Source organism: Bacillus sp. FSL K6-1284, assembly GCF_038002625.1.
GTDB classification, from domain to species: Bacteria; Bacillota; Bacilli; order Bacillales; family Bacillaceae; genus Bacillus; species Bacillus paralicheniformis.
The window spans coordinates 2412692-2426922 of the sequence record NZ_JBBOCW010000001.1 but is presented as its reverse complement, the minus strand read 5'-3'; the positions used below and the strand labels follow the sequence as shown (position 1 = coordinate 2426922).

Here is a 14231-nt window from a genome sequence, read left to right as displayed (position 1 = left end):
TGGATATCTGGCCGGCAGACATGATAGACTGAATAAAAAAAGAAGGGAATTAGATGATGACAAACGTTCATGAAGCCATTACAGCACATTCCAAAAAACAGCACCAGCACATCAAGCAGTTCGTGCGTCTCGAACAGGAGAGGGAAAAAGCGATCGATGAAGCGGTTGATAAGTGCCGGCGAAATGAAGCATTTTCAACCGGCCTCATCAACCAAATTACCATGCAAATGAACGAATTGGCCAAAAAAGGCATCGTTCCCACGAGACGGCTCGTCTCGAAAGAAATGGTCGCCGAATACGTCAGCCGAAAATATCCGCAGGCCTAGCTGGTGAATCCTTCCGCGTGTGGCGTCATGTTTTTTTGCAAAACATAAATCATGTCACGCCCGCTGGAGGTGAAGTGTAATGGGAAGAACAAAGCTTGGCAACGCGAATGCACAGCGAAACAACAACGCTAAAAAGAAGAACGGCTTTAATACTGAATTTGCGACTGAATCCTATTCGCAAATGGAAGCCGCCAAATTAATTTCTAGCAAAAAACAGCACCAAAAATAGAAACAGCGTCGATTGACGCTGTTTTCATCATTTTTGCTCCTGTGGTACAATAAGTGCATTGTATGATGAAAGGAAGTTTCCATAATGAACAAGAAGCTGCTGCTTGTAGACGGGATGGCTTTATTATTCCGGTCTTTTTTTGCGACTGCGGTGCACCGCAATTTTATGCTGAATGACAAAGGGGTGCCGACAAACGGGGTTCACGGCTTTTTAAAGCATCTGTTAACCGCGGTGTCTGCGTTTGAACCGAGTCATGTCGTCTGCTGCTGGGACATGGGAAGCAAAACGTACCGCAACGATTTATTTAAGGACTATAAAGCGAATCGCGGCGAGCCGCCTCTAGAATTGATACCGCAATTTGACATGGCAAAGGAAGCGGCGGAAGAGCTCGGGATTTTAAATATCGGCATTGCGGGCTATGAAGCCGATGACTGCATCGGCACGCTGTCAGCGATGTTCAGCGAAGAAGCGGAGATCACGATCGTCACCGGTGATAAAGATTTGCTTCAGCTTTTAACAGTCAATGTTAAAGTCGCCCTGCTACAAAAGGGAATCGGCAATTATAAAGTATACACGGAAGAATCATTCAGTGAAGAGACCGGTGTCGAGCCGAAGGCTTTGATTGACATCAAAGCGCTGATGGGTGATACAAGCGATAACTACCCGGGTGTAAAAGGCATCGGCGAAAAGACGGCCTACAAACTGATTAAGGAATATTCGACTGTTGACCGGCTGCTGGAAAACATCGGACAGCTGACAAAGGGTCAGCAGACGAAAATAACCGAATGTCTTGAAGACCTGAAGCTGTCCAGAATCCTTGCAGAAATCAAATGCGATGTACCGCTTTCCTGCTCATTGGACGACGCAGACTTCACCTTGATGCATGACAGGGCGAAAGCGATGCTGAGACTTCATCAAATACGGGGAATCGAACCGCTGCTGGTAAAATTCGAAAAAAGAGAGATCGGATAACCGATCTCTCTAATGTTTTGTATTGCTTTTTTTCGCCCGGTTTTCAAGCTCGGTTTTTGGGTCTGTATGCCGGTTATCCCGGTTTAATACAATATCTCCCTGGGGCGTGACACCGCCTGTCAGGCGGCCTCTTCCTGCTGAATGCTGTTTTTCCACATGAACCACCTCACTCGTTATGATGTGCAGCGGGAATGGATTTTACTCGGGGTGATTCAGCAATATCGCCTTTTTCGCAAGCTTGTCAGCCGCCTGGTTAGACTTCGAAGGAATCCACTTGATAAAAAATAAATCAAAATCGTTTTTTAAGCGGATGATTTCATCCAGATAAGGCTTAAATGCCTGATTTTTGACAAACTCCAAATCCGCCGTGCGCTCGACGATCTGCGAATCGGTCCGAAACGAAACGATCCGGTAGTTTCGTTCGGCGCACAGCTTCATTCCTTCGATCAGCGCCTTGAATTCCGCTTCATGATTGCTCAGTAAGCCGGCGGGAAGGGAGAAGGACTCGGTCTTCTGACCGTCTTTGATGAAAATGCCAAGTCCGGACGGTCCGGGATCACCCGCGCTTGCTCCGTCGATATAGACCTCAATCGGCATTGTTTCCGCTCCTTTCATCCAAAGGGGTGATTCTTTTAGCGGCATAAGCGTACGGCGCTGCGAAAACGGCGACAACGAATTTCAAGACATATGTCGTGATGAAAATCTGAATCCAGACATTCAGCGGATAAGCGCCCATAAATGCGACGCTTGTAAAAATCAATGTATCGAGCAGCTGGCTTAGGGCTGTGCTGCCGCTGTTGCGAAGCCACAGTGCCCGATCGGAAGGAAATAACCTTCTGATTCCCGAATATACATAAACATCAAGCGTTTGGCTGATGATATAGGCGAGCAGGCTGCCGAGCGCCACACGGGGCAAGAAGCCGAATATCGTCTCCAGCGCAGGCTGTGCAATGTCTTCCGGATGCGGCTTGAACAGAAGCGCTCCCTGCATGACGAGCGTCAAAGCAATCAGAATGAAAAAACCGATTGAAACGGCTTTTTTCGCTTCTTCCTTTCCGTATCTTTCATTGATGACGTCGGTCGCAAAAAATACGCTTCCGTACAGGATGTTGCCGAGTGTCGCGGTCAACCCGAACAGCTCGACCGTTTTGACCACCTCGATATTGGCGGCGGCTGTCGCAAAACCGATCCAGACAAATAAACCGGTTTTGCCAAATCGTTTAAAAAAGAAGAGAACAATGATAAAATTAATGATCGCAAAACTAATCCATAATATTTCGTTAAACAAGAACGGGTACTTCCTTTCTGAATAAACTGTTTTGATTATAGCATAACAAGCCATAATTTGAATAAAGGTGATTTTGTGAAACTGAGAGCAGGTATGAAAATCAAGATTAAAGGGTCTTCACCCATTCCTTTTACAGCTGATGAATGGATCGAGATGAAAGAGGCAGTGGCGGCCGGGCGTCAGCTTTCTCAAAGTCCGTATGTCACTGAACTTGAGTTTGAAGATGAGAAGGGCAGCTTTTGGACTCTGAAAGAGCTGGAAAAGCTGAAAGAAGAACTTGCGGCTGAACCGGATGAGATCACCGTCTATTTTGACGGCAGCTATGATAAAGAAAGTCAGCTCGCTGGTTTAGGCATTGTGATATATTACTCCCTCGGCGGGGACCGGTACCGATTGAGAAAGAACAAGAGCTTTCGGCTGACAACGAATAACGAGGCGGAATATGCGGCTCTCTCCGAAGCCGTTAAAGAGCTTAGAGACCTTGGGGCAAGCAGGAACTCCATCGTCATTAAAGGGGATTCGCTCGTCGTGCTGAACCAGCTTGAAGGTAACTGGCCATGCTATGACCCCGTTCATTCGAAATGGCTGGACAGAATCGAGAGCCAGCTTCAAAAATTAAAGCTAACGCCCACCTATATTCAAATCAGCCGTAAAGACAACAAGGAAGCGGATCAGCTCGCAAAAAAAATGCTTGAGCATACCATTGTGGAAAGCCAAATCAAACTAGATGAATAACGGAGATGAACGTTTTGGATAAGAAAGAGATCTTTAAGGAACTCACACATTTGCAGGACACCTACTGTGAAGGGTGCTTCATTAAAAAACACTTCAGAAAAGAATACGGAAAAACGTATGCCCACGCATTTTGCATTTCAAAATGCACGGTCGGAGAAAAGCTCCGAACCTATGGAGACGTGCTGACAAACAAAAATTGATCCCCCCAATAAACCATCATCCTTGGGCCGCGCTAAAAAAACCGCTGAACGCGGTTTTTTTAATGCTGTGATTCGTCAAGCTGGTGCTGGCAATCATTTAAGATGTTGAGCTGTTCGTTTAAGAAGTCTTCATCCAGTGCGGATAGTTCCTCAGCCTGTGACAGCTGTCTGGCGTCTTCGATGGATTGATACGCCGATTTCAGCAAAGTGGAGCTCTTTTGCCTCGTCGCCATTCCCGTCGTCTTTTGGGCGGTTTCTACGGCTATTTCAAGCTGCTTGCGCTGATTAAATCCCGTTACAAGATCATCGCGATGTTCTGAGTTCATGATCATACACCTCCGACAAGTATTTTTTCTAAAAAAGGCATTTTTATGTGTGAAATAGAAAAAATAAAGTAAAATTAATCCGATATAACTATTGAACCTAAAAAATATAAGTCTTTATTACTAATTTAGGTAATCATGAAAAAAAGGAGTCTGAGGAACAGTGGAAAGCAATGAACTGCAAACCGTTCTTCACAAGACATTTGTGGAGGTATATAAAGATCTTGAACAGCTCGTTGATATCGCGAAAAAGGGGCGTCCATCTCTCGAGAAGAACATTGAGGAAATCGAGCAAAGGTTGAAGCAAAATATACTGGCAATCGAAATTCAGCTGAAAATTAAATAGGAGAGGCAAAAAATGCCTCTCCTCTTATTTGAAGTCTCAATTGTCTTGATTTTGTTAAAGCTTTACAACGTTAGATGCTTGAGGTCCACGATTACCTTCAACAATCTCGAAAGAAACTTCTTGTCCTTCTTCTAGAGATTTGTATCCGTCACCTTCGATTGCAGTGAAATGGACGAATACATCGTCTCCGCCTTCAACTTCGATGAAGCCGAAGCCTTTTTCATTGTTAAACCATTTTACTTTACCGTTTTGCATATTGCTTAATCCTCCTAGTACTGTAGCACAATGTGCTAAAAAAAATTTTCATCATCTAACGGTGTTCTGCTAAATGATGGTTTCACTATACACTATCTATGGAGGCTTCGTCAAGCTGTCAAGAGAAAAAAATGAACTTTAATGCTTTTTTAAGGAATTTCTTTGAAATCGTTTTCAGTTTCTGGTTATTGATCATTATTTTTCGCAAAGTGGACGAAACATTTTAAGCGTCAGCCCGTATATAATAAAACCAATATCAGGAATGCGAAGAGGAGTGTTTATAGATGAACCGTTATTCGGTTGATGAGTTTGTATCCAAAACCCAGCAGGAAGACAAAGGGGAGGGGCTGTTTGAAATGGAAACACCCCGTCTCTTGGAAGTTAATCTCGATGGAAAAGTGTGGGCAAAGGCCGGTTCGATGGTTTCCTACAGGGGAAGAGTCAAATTTAAGCGTGAAGGGGTATTTGAACACGGAATTGGACGGATGGTGAAAAAAGTGTTCAGCGGAGAAGGGGCTGCACTGATGAAAGCGGAAGGAAACGGAAAGGTGTACCTCGCTGATCAAGGAAAGAAGATCTCCATCTTAAACTTGAAGGGGGACTCCATATTTGTGAACGGGCACGATCTGCTCGCATTTGAGCCGTCGATCCACTGGGACATCAAACTGATGAAAAGAATTTCCGGCATGCTGGCCGGCGGATTGTTTAACATTAAGCTTGAGGGAACTGGAATGGCTGCAATCACAAGCCATTACGAACCGCTCACTTTAATCGTAACCCCGGAAAGCCCAGTCTATACCGATCCAAACGCAACGGTTGCCTGGTCTGGAAGCCTTCAGCCTGAATTTGTGACAGATGTATCTTTTAAGACGTTCATCGGCAGGGGAAGCGGGGAATCGATCCAAATGAAGTTTTCAGGGAACGGGTTTGTCGTTGTGCAGCCGTTTGAAGAAGTTTATTACTCGGAATCTTAATATTAAACGAAAAAAACACTTGCAGGGCAAGTGTTTTTTTGACTCAGGCTTTTTTAGGACAGCGCCCGGACAGTCTGTTTTTTGTTCATGATGATTTCAGACTGCTCGATAATGTCCGTCAGGATGACTTCTGATGAATTGGATAAATGCAAGTTTTTAATGTTTTTCTTCATTTCGTTTAACTTTTTCTCATCAGCCAAAAGGGAGGAGACTGATTCAAGAATTTCCTCATGCCTGTTGACGACGATGGCAGCTCCTCTGTCTTCGAAGAACAGGGCATTTTCCTTTTCCTGCCCGGGAACAGGCTTGTAAAGGATGACGGGAACGCCGATTGCCGTGGCCTCCGTCAGGGTAATTCCGCCCGGCTTTGTGATCATGCAGTCAGCCACCCTGAACAGCTCGTCAATTCTTTCGATATAACCGAGTGATTTCAGCTTGTTTGGATAAAGGGCTTCAATGTCTTCCAGTGAAGATTTCAGCATCGTATTTTTTCCGCACACGACGACGACTTGAACATCCTCTTTCGTCACCAGAGATTCACACAGTTCCTTTACGTTTTTAAGAACCCCGTGTGCGCCTGCCATGATCAGCAATATCTTCTTGTCGGGAGACAGCTGATACTTCTCGTAGATTTTATCTTTGTCCATTTCTTCTTCAAACTGCCTGCGGATCGGAATACCCGTGATCTTGACATTGCTCGGGTGAGTGCCGATTTCGAGCAGTTTTTCCTTCACATAATCAGTGGCTACGTAATATTTGTCAATGTGTTCGTGGACCCAAATTTTGTGAAGGCAGAAATCCGTCATGACGTTAAAGGTCGGAATGACTTTTCCCATTCTCCGTCTGTATTCGGGTACGACAATCATTGGAAACGTATTGATAATGATGTCTGGCTGATGTTTTTTAACCAGTTGGTCCAGCCGTTTATTTCCCATTTTGAAATAAATATTAAACTTTCTTTTATTGTAAATTTTATCGACCCCATAGTAGAAAAGGCGATAAAACTGTTTACCGATTGAAAAGCTTTTCAGGTAGAGATACTGTGTGATCTCTGACACAATCGGGTTTGATTCTTGATACAAATTCGAAACAGTTACATTCTTAAAACCGAGCCGTTCGCACTCTTGGTAGAGCGTTTTGGCTACTTGAACATGGCCATTTCCGTAATTTGCAGTCAAAATTAATATATTTTTATTGGTATTCAAGCATATTCACCTCAATTAATTCAAACAGCAAGAGCTAAAATGGTAAAAAAACAGGAGTCAATGTCCACACATACCATACCATAAATATTATTTTAATTATAAATGAAGAACAAAAATTAAGGTATTTTTAAAGTATGGATCGGCAGGAAAGCACTGGGTTCCTTATTATTCCTGCTTTCGCGGCCAAGCCGAACCCCCTTATGGAAGACTAACCCAACTGTATTTTAACACATTTTGAATGTCTTGCATCAGACCAGGGCATGAGAATTTCATTTCCACTCGTACGGTGTTTCCTGGTAAACGTAATAATTCAGCCAGTTCATGAACAAAAGAGTCGCGTGGGCTTTCCAACGGTTTACAGGCGCCGCACCGTCCGGCCCATCTTTAAAATAATTCACCGGCGGATCAATGTCCATGTTTCCGGCCAAATCCCTTTCATACTCTTCTTTAAGAGTATCTGTATCATACTCAGGATGTCCAGTTAAAAAAACTTGTTTTTCATCTTTTGAAGCAATTAAACAGACGCCCGCTTCATCGGATACGCTGAGCACTTTTAAATGAGAAACGGCTTTTAGGTCATCCATATTTATATCTGTATGCCTTGAATGCGGGACATAGTAGAACTCTTCAAAGCCTCTGACCAGTCTTTCATTTTTCTCCATTATTCTGTGTTCGAAAACGCCAAATGTTTTTTTCGGCAGTTTGACTTTGCGAATTCCGTAATGATGATAAAGCCCCGCCTGCGCTCCCCAGCAGATGTGAAGCGTTGATGTGACATGCGTTTTGCTCCACTCTAAAATCTCCTGAAGTTCTTTCCAATAGGACACTTCCTCATACTCCAGGTGCTCGATCGGCGCGCCGGTAATGATCATGCCGTCAAATTTTCTGTCCCTGATCGAAGAAAAAGTTGTATAAAACTGTTCCAAATGCTGCCTTGGTGTATGTTTTGGCGTGTGTGTAGACGGTATTAAAAAAGTGAAATATACCTGTAAAGGAGAATTTCCGAGCATTCTGAGCAGCTGTGTCTCGGTCCTGATTTTCTGCGGCATCAGATTAAGAATCACAATATTTAAAGGTCTGATGTCCTGATGAAAAGCCCGTTTTTCATCCATGACAAAAATATTTTCACTTTCAAGAATCTGCTTCGCTGGCAAATTGATAGGTATGTTGATAGGCAACACGCCACCTCCGGTTTTCTCCGCTGATTTTTCTTCATTATAGGAACTTTTTGGCGATATTTCAATGTGTGAATTGTGTTACAATGAAAGAAGTGTGTGAAAAATATGGAAAATCATCGTGTGATGAACCAAAAGGAGGATCCTCTTGCAAATGAAATCCCATCTATCAGACATAGAAATCGCCCAAAGTACGGAATTAAAACCGATTGCCGAAATTGCACGGAAGCTCAATATAAATGACGATGAAATAGAGTGTTTTGGTTGCACAAAAGCGAAAATTTCTTTAAAAATTTTTGAGCGTTTAAAAGAAAAAAACGATGGACAGGTGATTTTGGTAACCTCCATCAACCCGACCCCGGCCGGCGAAGGGAAGTCGACTGTCACCGTCGGATTGAGCCAGGCGCTCTGGCAGATTGGCAAAAAATCGATCGTTGCACTGAGGGAACCTTCACTCGGTCCGACAATGGGACTGAAAGGCGGGGCTGCCGGAGGAGGATATTCCCAGGTTCTTCCGATGGAGGATATCAATCTTCACTTTACAGGAGATATGCATGCGATCACAGCTGCGAACAACGCTTTGGCGGCTTTTATAGACAATCATATTCATCAGGGAAACGAATTAAACATCGATATTAGAAAAATCGTCTGGAAAAGGACGCTTGACCTCAATGACAGGGCGCTGCGCGAAACCGTTGTCGGCTTAGGCGGAAAAGCGAACGGATTTCCCCGGGAAGACGGCTTTGACATTACTGTCGCATCGGAAATCATGGCCGTTTTATGCCTGGCCGGAGACTTGGCCGATTTAAAAAGACGTCTGGCAGCAATGATCGTTGCCTACACTGTTGACGGACAGCCGGTGACGGCCGGCATGCTCGGTGTTCAAGGAGCGCTCGCTCTCCTATTAAAAGATGCCATCAAACCAAACCTTGTTCAGACTGTTGAAGGAACACCGGCGCTCGTCCACGGAGGCCCGTTTGCAAACATCGCACACGGGGCGAACAGTTTGATCGCGACTAAAACGGCGGCGAAACTGGCTGATTATGTCGTGACTGAAGCGGGATTTGGCGCGGATTTGGGTGCGGAAAAATTCATGCACATCAAAACGAGAGCCGGCGGGTTCACCCCAGGAGCGGTCGTGATCGTCGCCACCGTAAGAGCGCTGAAAATGCACGGCGGAATGCCTCTCGCCGATTTGAAGCAAAAAGACGTAAACGCATTAAAAAGCGGAATCGCAAACCTTACCAAGCATATCGAAACGATAGACGCCTTCGGTCTTCCGTACGTTGTGGCCGTCAACAGGTTCGTACACGATGCGGAGGATGAGCTTGAGACGGTTCTTGGCTGGTGCAGGGACAACGGGCATCCGGCTGCACTGTGCAATGTTTGGGAAGAAGGCGGAAAAGGCGGGATTGACCTGGCAAGTGAAGTCATTCATGTTATGGAGCAAAAGGACAATCATTTTTCCTATTTATACGAATTAACCGACTCGATCGAAGACAAATTAGCCAAAATTTCCCGCACCGTTTATGGAGCCGAGGGGGTAGAGTTTACCGAAAAGGCGAAAAAGCAGCTGCTGGAATTGAAAAAGAACGGATTGGACGGGCTGCCAGTATGCGTGGCCAAAACTCAGTATTCTTTATCAGATGATCCGGGGAAAATTGGCAGGCCGAAAGGTTTCAGCATCACCGTCCGTGAATTAAAACCATCGAGGGGCGCGGGATTTATCGTCGCTTTAACTGGCAGCATTTTAACAATGCCCGGGCTGCCGAAACATCCTGCTGCACTTAAAATGGATGTCGGTGAAGACGGCAGGGCCAAAGGTTTATTCTAAAAAGGAGGGACCGTCATGTCCATTTACGATATCAGCGTCAAGACGATTAAAGGCGAGGACACGACACTGCGGCCGTATAAAGGCAAAGTGCTTCTCATCGTCAACACGGCCTCAAAGTGCGGATTTACACCCCAATATCAACAGCTTCAAGGCTTGTATGAAACATATAAAGACCGGGGGCTGGAGATTCTGGGCTTTCCCAGCAACCAATTCATGAATCAGGAGCCTGGCGATGAAAAAAGCATAGAAGAATTTTGCAGCGTAAACTACGGGGTCACGTTTCCGATGTTTTCGAAGGTGAATGTAAAAGGAGATCAAATCCACCCGCTGTTCCGCCACTTGACGAACAAGGCGAAGGGCATGCTTGGAACAAAAGCGGTCAAATGGAATTTTACAAAATTTCTCGTTGATCAAACCGGGGAGAACGTTGAGCGTTTTTCACCGCAAACCAATCCAAAGGAGATGGAGGAGGCCATTCAGAAATGGCTGGGCTGAATCAGGAACAAACAGAACAGATCCGCTTGATGTCCGAATGGGTAAGAAAAAAGCTCGCAGCCGAAGGGACAGGACATGACTGGCTGCATATCGAAAGGGTTCGGAACATAAGCCTTCAGATTGCAAAAGAAGAGGGTGCAGACCTGTTTGTGACCGAAGCTTCCGCCCTTCTCCACGATATGATTGATGTAAAGCTGGACGATGAACACCGGGTTCCGCTAGATGAGTTGAAAAGGCGCCTGTCAGAAGACTGGAAGGTCGATCCTGGAACGGTTGACGGGATTCTTGCCATCATCACAAGAATGTCATTCAGAGACAGAGAAAAATATAAAGACGAACGCCTTTCAAAAGAAGGTATGGCAGTTCAGGATGCCGATCGGCTTGATGCGATCGGCGCCGTCGGGATCGCCAGGGCTTTGATGTTTGCAGGGGCAAAGGGTCATCTCCTCTACGGGAGCGCCAATGCGCCTACTGCTGTCGGCCACTTTTACGAGAAGCTTCTCCTTTTAAAAGATTTGATGAATACAAAGACGGGACGGATGCTCGCGGAAAAAAGGCATCAGCTGATGCTCGAATTTCTCGGCGAACTGGAAAATGAATGCGCCTTCTCCGGAGAAAGCCGCCTTGATAGATCAGGACCGGGGGTTATGGTAGAATAAGACCGGATCTTTTAACAGAGGGGGACAATGATGAAAATTAAATCGATAGAACCGACACCGAGCCCGAATACAATGAAGGTGATTTTGACCGAAGAACTGCCGGGCGGAAAAAGCAATAATTATAAAAAGGACCATGCGGAAGGCGCGCCTCCCGTCATCCAAGAGGTTTTAAACATAGAGGGAGTAAAAGGCGTCTACCATGTGGCCGATTTTATCGCTGTCGAGCGCAATGCGAGATTTGACTGGAAAGACATCCTCCCTGCCGTGCGTGCTGCTTTCGGAATGGACGAAGCCGAAGAGGCGGGGGGCCGTTCCGAAGAAAAAGAATCGTTTGGCGAAGTTAAAGTCTTCGTGCAAATGTTCAGCGGGATACCGATGCAGGTGAAATTGACCGACGGCGAGCGCGAGGAGCGCTTCGGCCTTCCGGAACGTTTCCAAGAAGCGATCTTGAAGCTTAAAACCGCGTCTTCCAACGTCGTGCTCGAACGGTCTTGGAAAGAGCAAGGCGTCAGATTCGGCGATTTTTCAGAAATCGGCCGTGAAGTAACGGAAGAGCTTGAGGCGGCTTACGATGAGGAGCGCCTGCGGAAGCTGACGGAATCAGCCGCATCAAGCGATGCTGAGGATAAACGCGCGGCTGTGCAGCGAAAGTCTTACCGGGTAACGCTTGAAATGATGGATGAGGAAGATTGGCAAAAACGCTATGCCCATCTTGAACAAATGGATCCGGATGAAAAGGACATTCCAGTACTCGAAAAAGCGCTCAATGACCCGAAAACATCGATCAGAAGACTTGCTGTCGTTTATTTGGGCATGATCGAAACGCCTGCGGTGCTTCCTCTTTTATATCAAGCACTCGAAGACAAAACGATCACGGTCAGAAGAACAGCCGGTGATTGTCTGTCAGACATCGGAAACCCGGAAGCGATTCCGGCAATGATCAAAGCGCTCAAGGACCCGAGCAAGCTTGTGCGCTGGAGAGCCGCCATGTTTCTGTACGAAGTCGGCGATGAGAGCGCGCTTCCCGCTTTAAAAGAAGCTGAAAACGATCCCGAATTTGAAGTCAGCCTTCAAGTCAAAATGGCGGTCGAACGGATCGAATACGGTGAAGAAGCGAAAGGCTCCGTATGGAAGCAAATGACGGAAAGCCGCAAAAAAGACGGCTGACAAGGACGCTGGAAACAGCGTCTTTTTTTATGCCTTAAGCTCTTCGCTCTGAAGCGGCGATCCATCCGGGAATTTTGAAAAAAGTCACGCGTCTTGTTATAAAATATCACTTTTTCTATAAAAATATTTCGAATATTGTTGAAAAACACGCTGAAAATATATATAGTAGTTAGCAATCATATGGAATGTGGAGGTTCTGATTCATGGGGAATGATTTACAGATGAAGATCAAAACAGCCGTCATCTTGCGGATCAGTCCGGCAAGCGGTTAGCAGACAGTTTTTTAAAACTGAATATTCAGAAAATATAGAATGTAAATACGAAGATGTTTAGGAGGATCACGATGACAGGTTTACGCAGTGACATGATTACAAAAGGGATCGACAGAGCGCCGCACCGCAGTTTGCTGCGCGCGGCTGGGGTAAAAGAAGAGGACTTCGGCAAACCGTTTATTGCCGTTTGCAACTCATATATCGATATCGTACCGGGTCATGTCCATTTGCAGGAGTTTGGAAAAATCGTCAAAGAGGCGATCAGAGAGGCCGGCGGTGTTCCGTTTGAATTTAATACAATCGGGGTCGACGACGGAATTGCGATGGGGCACATCGGAATGAGATATTCTCTTCCGAGCCGCGAAATCATCGCCGATTCAGTGGAAACGGTTGTATCAGCGCACTGGTTTGACGGAATGGTATGTATTCCAAACTGCGATAAAATCACGCCGGGTATGATCATGGCAGCAATGCGGATCAATATTCCGACCGTGTTTGTCAGCGGGGGGCCGATGGAAGCGGGAAGAACGAGCGACGGACGGAAAATCTCGCTTTCCTCTGTATTTGAAGGCGTTGGCGCTTATCAATCAGGCAAAATCGATGAGAAAGGGCTTGAGGAGCTTGAACAGTTCGGCTGTCCGACATGCGGATCATGCTCGGGCATGTTCACGGCCAACTCGATGAACTGCCTTTCTGAAGCTCTTGGCATCGCCATGCCGGGCAACGGCACCATTTTGGCGACATCGCCCGACCGCAGGGAATTTGCCAAACAGTCGGCCCGCCAGCTGATGGAGTTGATCAAGTCGGATATTAAACCGCGCGACATCGTGACCGAAAAAGCGATCGACAACGCGTTCGCTTTAGACATGGCGCTCGGTGGATCAACGAATACGATCCTTCATACGCTTGCGATCGCCAATGAAGCGGGGGTCGACTACTCGCTTGAACGGATCAATGAGGTAGCGGCAAGGGTTCCGCATTTATCAAAGCTTGCGCCGGCTTCCGATGTGTTTATTGAAGATTTGCATGAAGCTGGAGGCGTATCAGCAGTCTTAAACGAGCTGTCGAAAAAAGAAGGCGCGCTTCACTTGGATACGCTGACCGTAACGGGAAAAACGCTTGGCGAAAATATTGCCGGGCGCGAAGTGAAAGATTACGAGGTCATTCATCCGATCGATCAGCCGTTTTCAGAGCAAGGCGGACTCGCCGTCCTGTTCGGCAACCTGGCGCCTGACGGTGCGATCATTAAAACCGGCGGCGTCCAAGACGGGATTACCCGCCATGAAGGACCTGCGGTTGTCTTTGACTCACAGGAAGAAGCGCTTGACGGCATCATCAACCGTAAAGTAAAAGCGGGAGATGTCGTCATCATCCGCTATGAAGGTCCTAAAGGCGGACCGGGAATGCCTGAAATGCTTGCACCGACTTCGCAGATCGTCGGAATGGGCCTCGGTCCGAAAGTTGCTTTAATTACCGACGGCCGCTTTTCCGGAGCCTCCCGCGGTCTTTCGATCGGCCACGTTTCGCCAGAAGCAGCCGAAGGCGGCCCGCTTGCTTTCGTAGAAAACGGCGACCATATCATTGTTGATATCGAAAAGCGGATTTTAAACATCGAAATCTCCGATGAAGAGTGGGAAAAAAGAAAAGCAAACTGGCCCGGATTTGAACCGAAAGTGAAAACGGGCTATCTCGCCCGGTATTCAAAGCTGGTGACATCTGCCAATACCGGCGGCATTATGAAAATCTAGCGGTTTTTTCGCCCGGTGTTTGAAATTC

General features: G+C 46.3%; 19 protein-coding genes. 12 read left to right on the top strand and 7 right to left on the bottom strand.

The annotated features are described in order from the left end of the window. Positions 1 to 56: 56 nt before the first annotated feature. The 3 genes from MHB72_RS12460 to MHB72_RS12450 all read left to right on the top strand — a co-directional run bounded on the left by MHB72_RS12460 (position 57) and on the right by MHB72_RS12450 (position 1527). Positions 57 to 326 (top strand): YpbS family protein, encoded by a 270-nt coding sequence (locus MHB72_RS12460; RefSeq protein ID WP_023857403.1) that lies wholly within the window; start codon positions 57 to 59, stop codon positions 324 to 326. Positions 327 to 405: 79 nt separating this feature from the next. Continuing rightward, positions 406 to 555: a hypothetical protein gene (locus MHB72_RS12455; RefSeq protein WP_003182852.1), complete on the top strand. Its 150-nt coding sequence runs from the start codon at positions 406 to 408 to the stop codon at positions 553 to 555. An 84-nt stretch (positions 556 to 639) separates the two neighbouring features. Beyond that, complete coding sequence (locus tag MHB72_RS12450; RefSeq protein ID WP_020451896.1) at positions 640 to 1527, top strand: 5'-3' exonuclease; 888 nt, start codon at positions 640 to 642, stop codon at positions 1525 to 1527. A 9-nt stretch (positions 1528 to 1536) separates the two neighbouring features. Here MHB72_RS12450 and sspL read toward each other — a convergent pair whose 3' ends face one another. Genes sspL through MHB72_RS12435 form a run of 3 tightly spaced genes read right to left on the bottom strand, consistent with a single transcriptional unit; the run spans position 1537 to position 2815 of the window. Further along, positions 1537 to 1683, bottom strand: a complete 147-nt coding sequence (sspL, locus tag MHB72_RS12445; RefSeq protein ID WP_003182847.1) for a small, acid-soluble spore protein L — start codon at positions 1681 to 1683, stop codon at positions 1537 to 1539. Positions 1684 to 1725: 42 nt separating this feature from the next. After that, the gene (locus tag MHB72_RS12440; protein ID WP_020451895.1) at positions 1726 to 2124 is read right to left on the bottom strand and encodes a reverse transcriptase-like protein; all 399 of its coding nucleotides are present in this window, start codon (positions 2122 to 2124) and stop codon (positions 1726 to 1728) included. Then, a complete protein-coding gene (locus MHB72_RS12435) occupies positions 2114 to 2815 on the bottom strand; it encodes a queuosine precursor transporter (RefSeq protein ID WP_023857402.1) in 702 nt (233 codons plus the stop codon). Before MHB72_RS12435 ends, MHB72_RS12440 begins: the two co-directional genes overlap by 11 nt. Positions 2816 to 2890: 75 nt before the next feature. Between MHB72_RS12435 and MHB72_RS12430 the strand changes: the two genes are divergently transcribed. Next, entirely contained in the window at positions 2891 to 3550 is a 660-nt protein-coding gene (locus tag MHB72_RS12430) for a reverse transcriptase-like protein (RefSeq protein WP_216920200.1), read from the top strand. 14 nt (positions 3551 to 3564) lie between these two features. Then, entirely contained in the window at positions 3565 to 3750 is a 186-nt protein-coding gene (locus tag MHB72_RS12425; protein WP_003182841.1) for a zinc-finger domain-containing protein, read from the top strand. Positions 3751 to 3809: 59 nt separating this feature from the next. Here the strand turns inward: MHB72_RS12425 and MHB72_RS12420 are convergent, their stop codons facing one another. Further along, complete coding sequence (locus MHB72_RS12420) at positions 3810 to 4076, bottom strand: DUF2564 family protein (RefSeq protein WP_020451892.1); 267 nt, start codon at positions 4074 to 4076, stop codon at positions 3810 to 3812. A 160-nt stretch (positions 4077 to 4236) separates the two neighbouring features. On the opposite strand from MHB72_RS12420, the gene MHB72_RS12415 reads away from it, so the two are divergent. Further along, on the top strand, positions 4237 to 4419 hold the full coding sequence (locus MHB72_RS12415) for a hypothetical protein (protein WP_003182837.1): 183 nt from the start codon (positions 4237 to 4239) through the stop codon (positions 4417 to 4419). Between the two features lie 54 nt (positions 4420 to 4473). Here the strand turns inward: MHB72_RS12415 and cspD are convergent, their stop codons facing one another. Continuing rightward, positions 4474 to 4674 (bottom strand): cold-shock protein CspD, encoded by a 201-nt coding sequence (cspD, locus tag MHB72_RS12410; protein WP_003230776.1) that lies wholly within the window; start codon positions 4672 to 4674, stop codon positions 4474 to 4476. A gap of 284 nt (positions 4675 to 4958) precedes the next feature. Here cspD and MHB72_RS12405 point away from each other — a divergent pair, with 284 nt between their 5' ends. Further along, a complete protein-coding gene (locus MHB72_RS12405) occupies positions 4959 to 5648 on the top strand; it encodes an AIM24 family protein (protein ID WP_020451891.1) in 690 nt (229 codons plus the stop codon). A 53-nt stretch (positions 5649 to 5701) separates the two neighbouring features. Here MHB72_RS12405 and MHB72_RS12400 read toward each other — a convergent pair whose 3' ends face one another. Further along, positions 5702 to 6853 (bottom strand): diglucosyl diacylglycerol synthase, encoded by a 1152-nt coding sequence (locus tag MHB72_RS12400; RefSeq protein WP_020451890.1) that lies wholly within the window; start codon positions 6851 to 6853, stop codon positions 5702 to 5704. Between the two features lie 269 nt (positions 6854 to 7122). Beyond that, positions 7123 to 8031, bottom strand: a complete 909-nt coding sequence (metA, locus tag MHB72_RS12395; protein WP_216920202.1) for a homoserine O-acetyltransferase MetA — start codon at positions 8029 to 8031, stop codon at positions 7123 to 7125. A gap of 151 nt (positions 8032 to 8182) precedes the next feature. Here metA and MHB72_RS12390 point away from each other — a divergent pair, with 151 nt between their 5' ends. The 5 genes from MHB72_RS12390 to ilvD all read left to right on the top strand — a co-directional run bounded on the left by MHB72_RS12390 (position 8183) and on the right by ilvD (position 14203). Further along, on the top strand, positions 8183 to 9862 hold the full coding sequence (locus MHB72_RS12390; RefSeq protein WP_216920205.1) for a formate--tetrahydrofolate ligase: 1680 nt from the start codon (positions 8183 to 8185) through the stop codon (positions 9860 to 9862). Between the two features lie 15 nt (positions 9863 to 9877). Continuing rightward, positions 9878 to 10357, top strand: coding sequence for a glutathione peroxidase (locus MHB72_RS12385; protein ID WP_216920207.1), 480 nt, complete (start codon positions 9878 to 9880; stop codon positions 10355 to 10357). Continuing rightward, complete coding sequence (locus tag MHB72_RS12380) at positions 10345 to 11016, top strand: HD domain-containing protein (protein ID WP_145930236.1); 672 nt, start codon at positions 10345 to 10347, stop codon at positions 11014 to 11016. Before MHB72_RS12385 ends, MHB72_RS12380 begins: the two co-directional genes overlap by 13 nt. Before the next feature lie 30 nt (positions 11017 to 11046). Further along, entirely contained in the window at positions 11047 to 12183 is a 1137-nt protein-coding gene (locus MHB72_RS12375) for a conserved virulence factor C family protein (protein WP_026579412.1), read from the top strand. A 343-nt stretch (positions 12184 to 12526) separates the two neighbouring features. After that, positions 12527 to 14203, top strand: a complete 1677-nt coding sequence (ilvD, locus tag MHB72_RS12370; protein WP_020451884.1) for a dihydroxy-acid dehydratase — start codon at positions 12527 to 12529, stop codon at positions 14201 to 14203. Positions 14204 to 14231 lie beyond the last annotated feature (28 nt).

Coding starts and splice junctions, on each gene's coding strand:
- MHB72_RS12390 (WP_216920205.1), top strand. CDS start 8,183: ATGAAATCCCATCTATCAGACATAGAAATCGCCCAAAGTACGGAATTA.
- MHB72_RS12460 (WP_023857403.1), top strand. CDS start 57: ATGACAAACGTTCATGAAGCCATTACAGCACATTCCAAAAAACAGCAC.
- MHB72_RS12385 (WP_216920207.1), top strand. CDS start 9,878: ATGTCCATTTACGATATCAGCGTCAAGACGATTAAAGGCGAGGACACG.
- MHB72_RS12380 (WP_145930236.1), top strand. CDS start 10,345: ATGGCTGGGCTGAATCAGGAACAAACAGAACAGATCCGCTTGATGTCC.
- cspD (WP_003230776.1), bottom strand. CDS start 4,674: ATGCAAAACGGTAAAGTAAAATGGTTTAACAATGAAAAAGGCTTCGGC.
- MHB72_RS12455 (WP_003182852.1), top strand. CDS start 406: ATGGGAAGAACAAAGCTTGGCAACGCGAATGCACAGCGAAACAACAAC.
- ilvD (WP_020451884.1), top strand. CDS start 12,527: ATGACAGGTTTACGCAGTGACATGATTACAAAAGGGATCGACAGAGCG.
- MHB72_RS12405 (WP_020451891.1), top strand. CDS start 4,959: ATGAACCGTTATTCGGTTGATGAGTTTGTATCCAAAACCCAGCAGGAA.
- MHB72_RS12440 (WP_020451895.1), bottom strand. CDS start 2,124: ATGCCGATTGAGGTCTATATCGACGGAGCAAGCGCGGGTGATCCCGGA.
- MHB72_RS12420 (WP_020451892.1), bottom strand. CDS start 4,076: ATGAACTCAGAACATCGCGATGATCTTGTAACGGGATTTAATCAGCGC.
- MHB72_RS12375 (WP_026579412.1), top strand. CDS start 11,047: ATGAAAATTAAATCGATAGAACCGACACCGAGCCCGAATACAATGAAG.
- MHB72_RS12450 (WP_020451896.1), top strand. CDS start 640: ATGAACAAGAAGCTGCTGCTTGTAGACGGGATGGCTTTATTATTCCGG.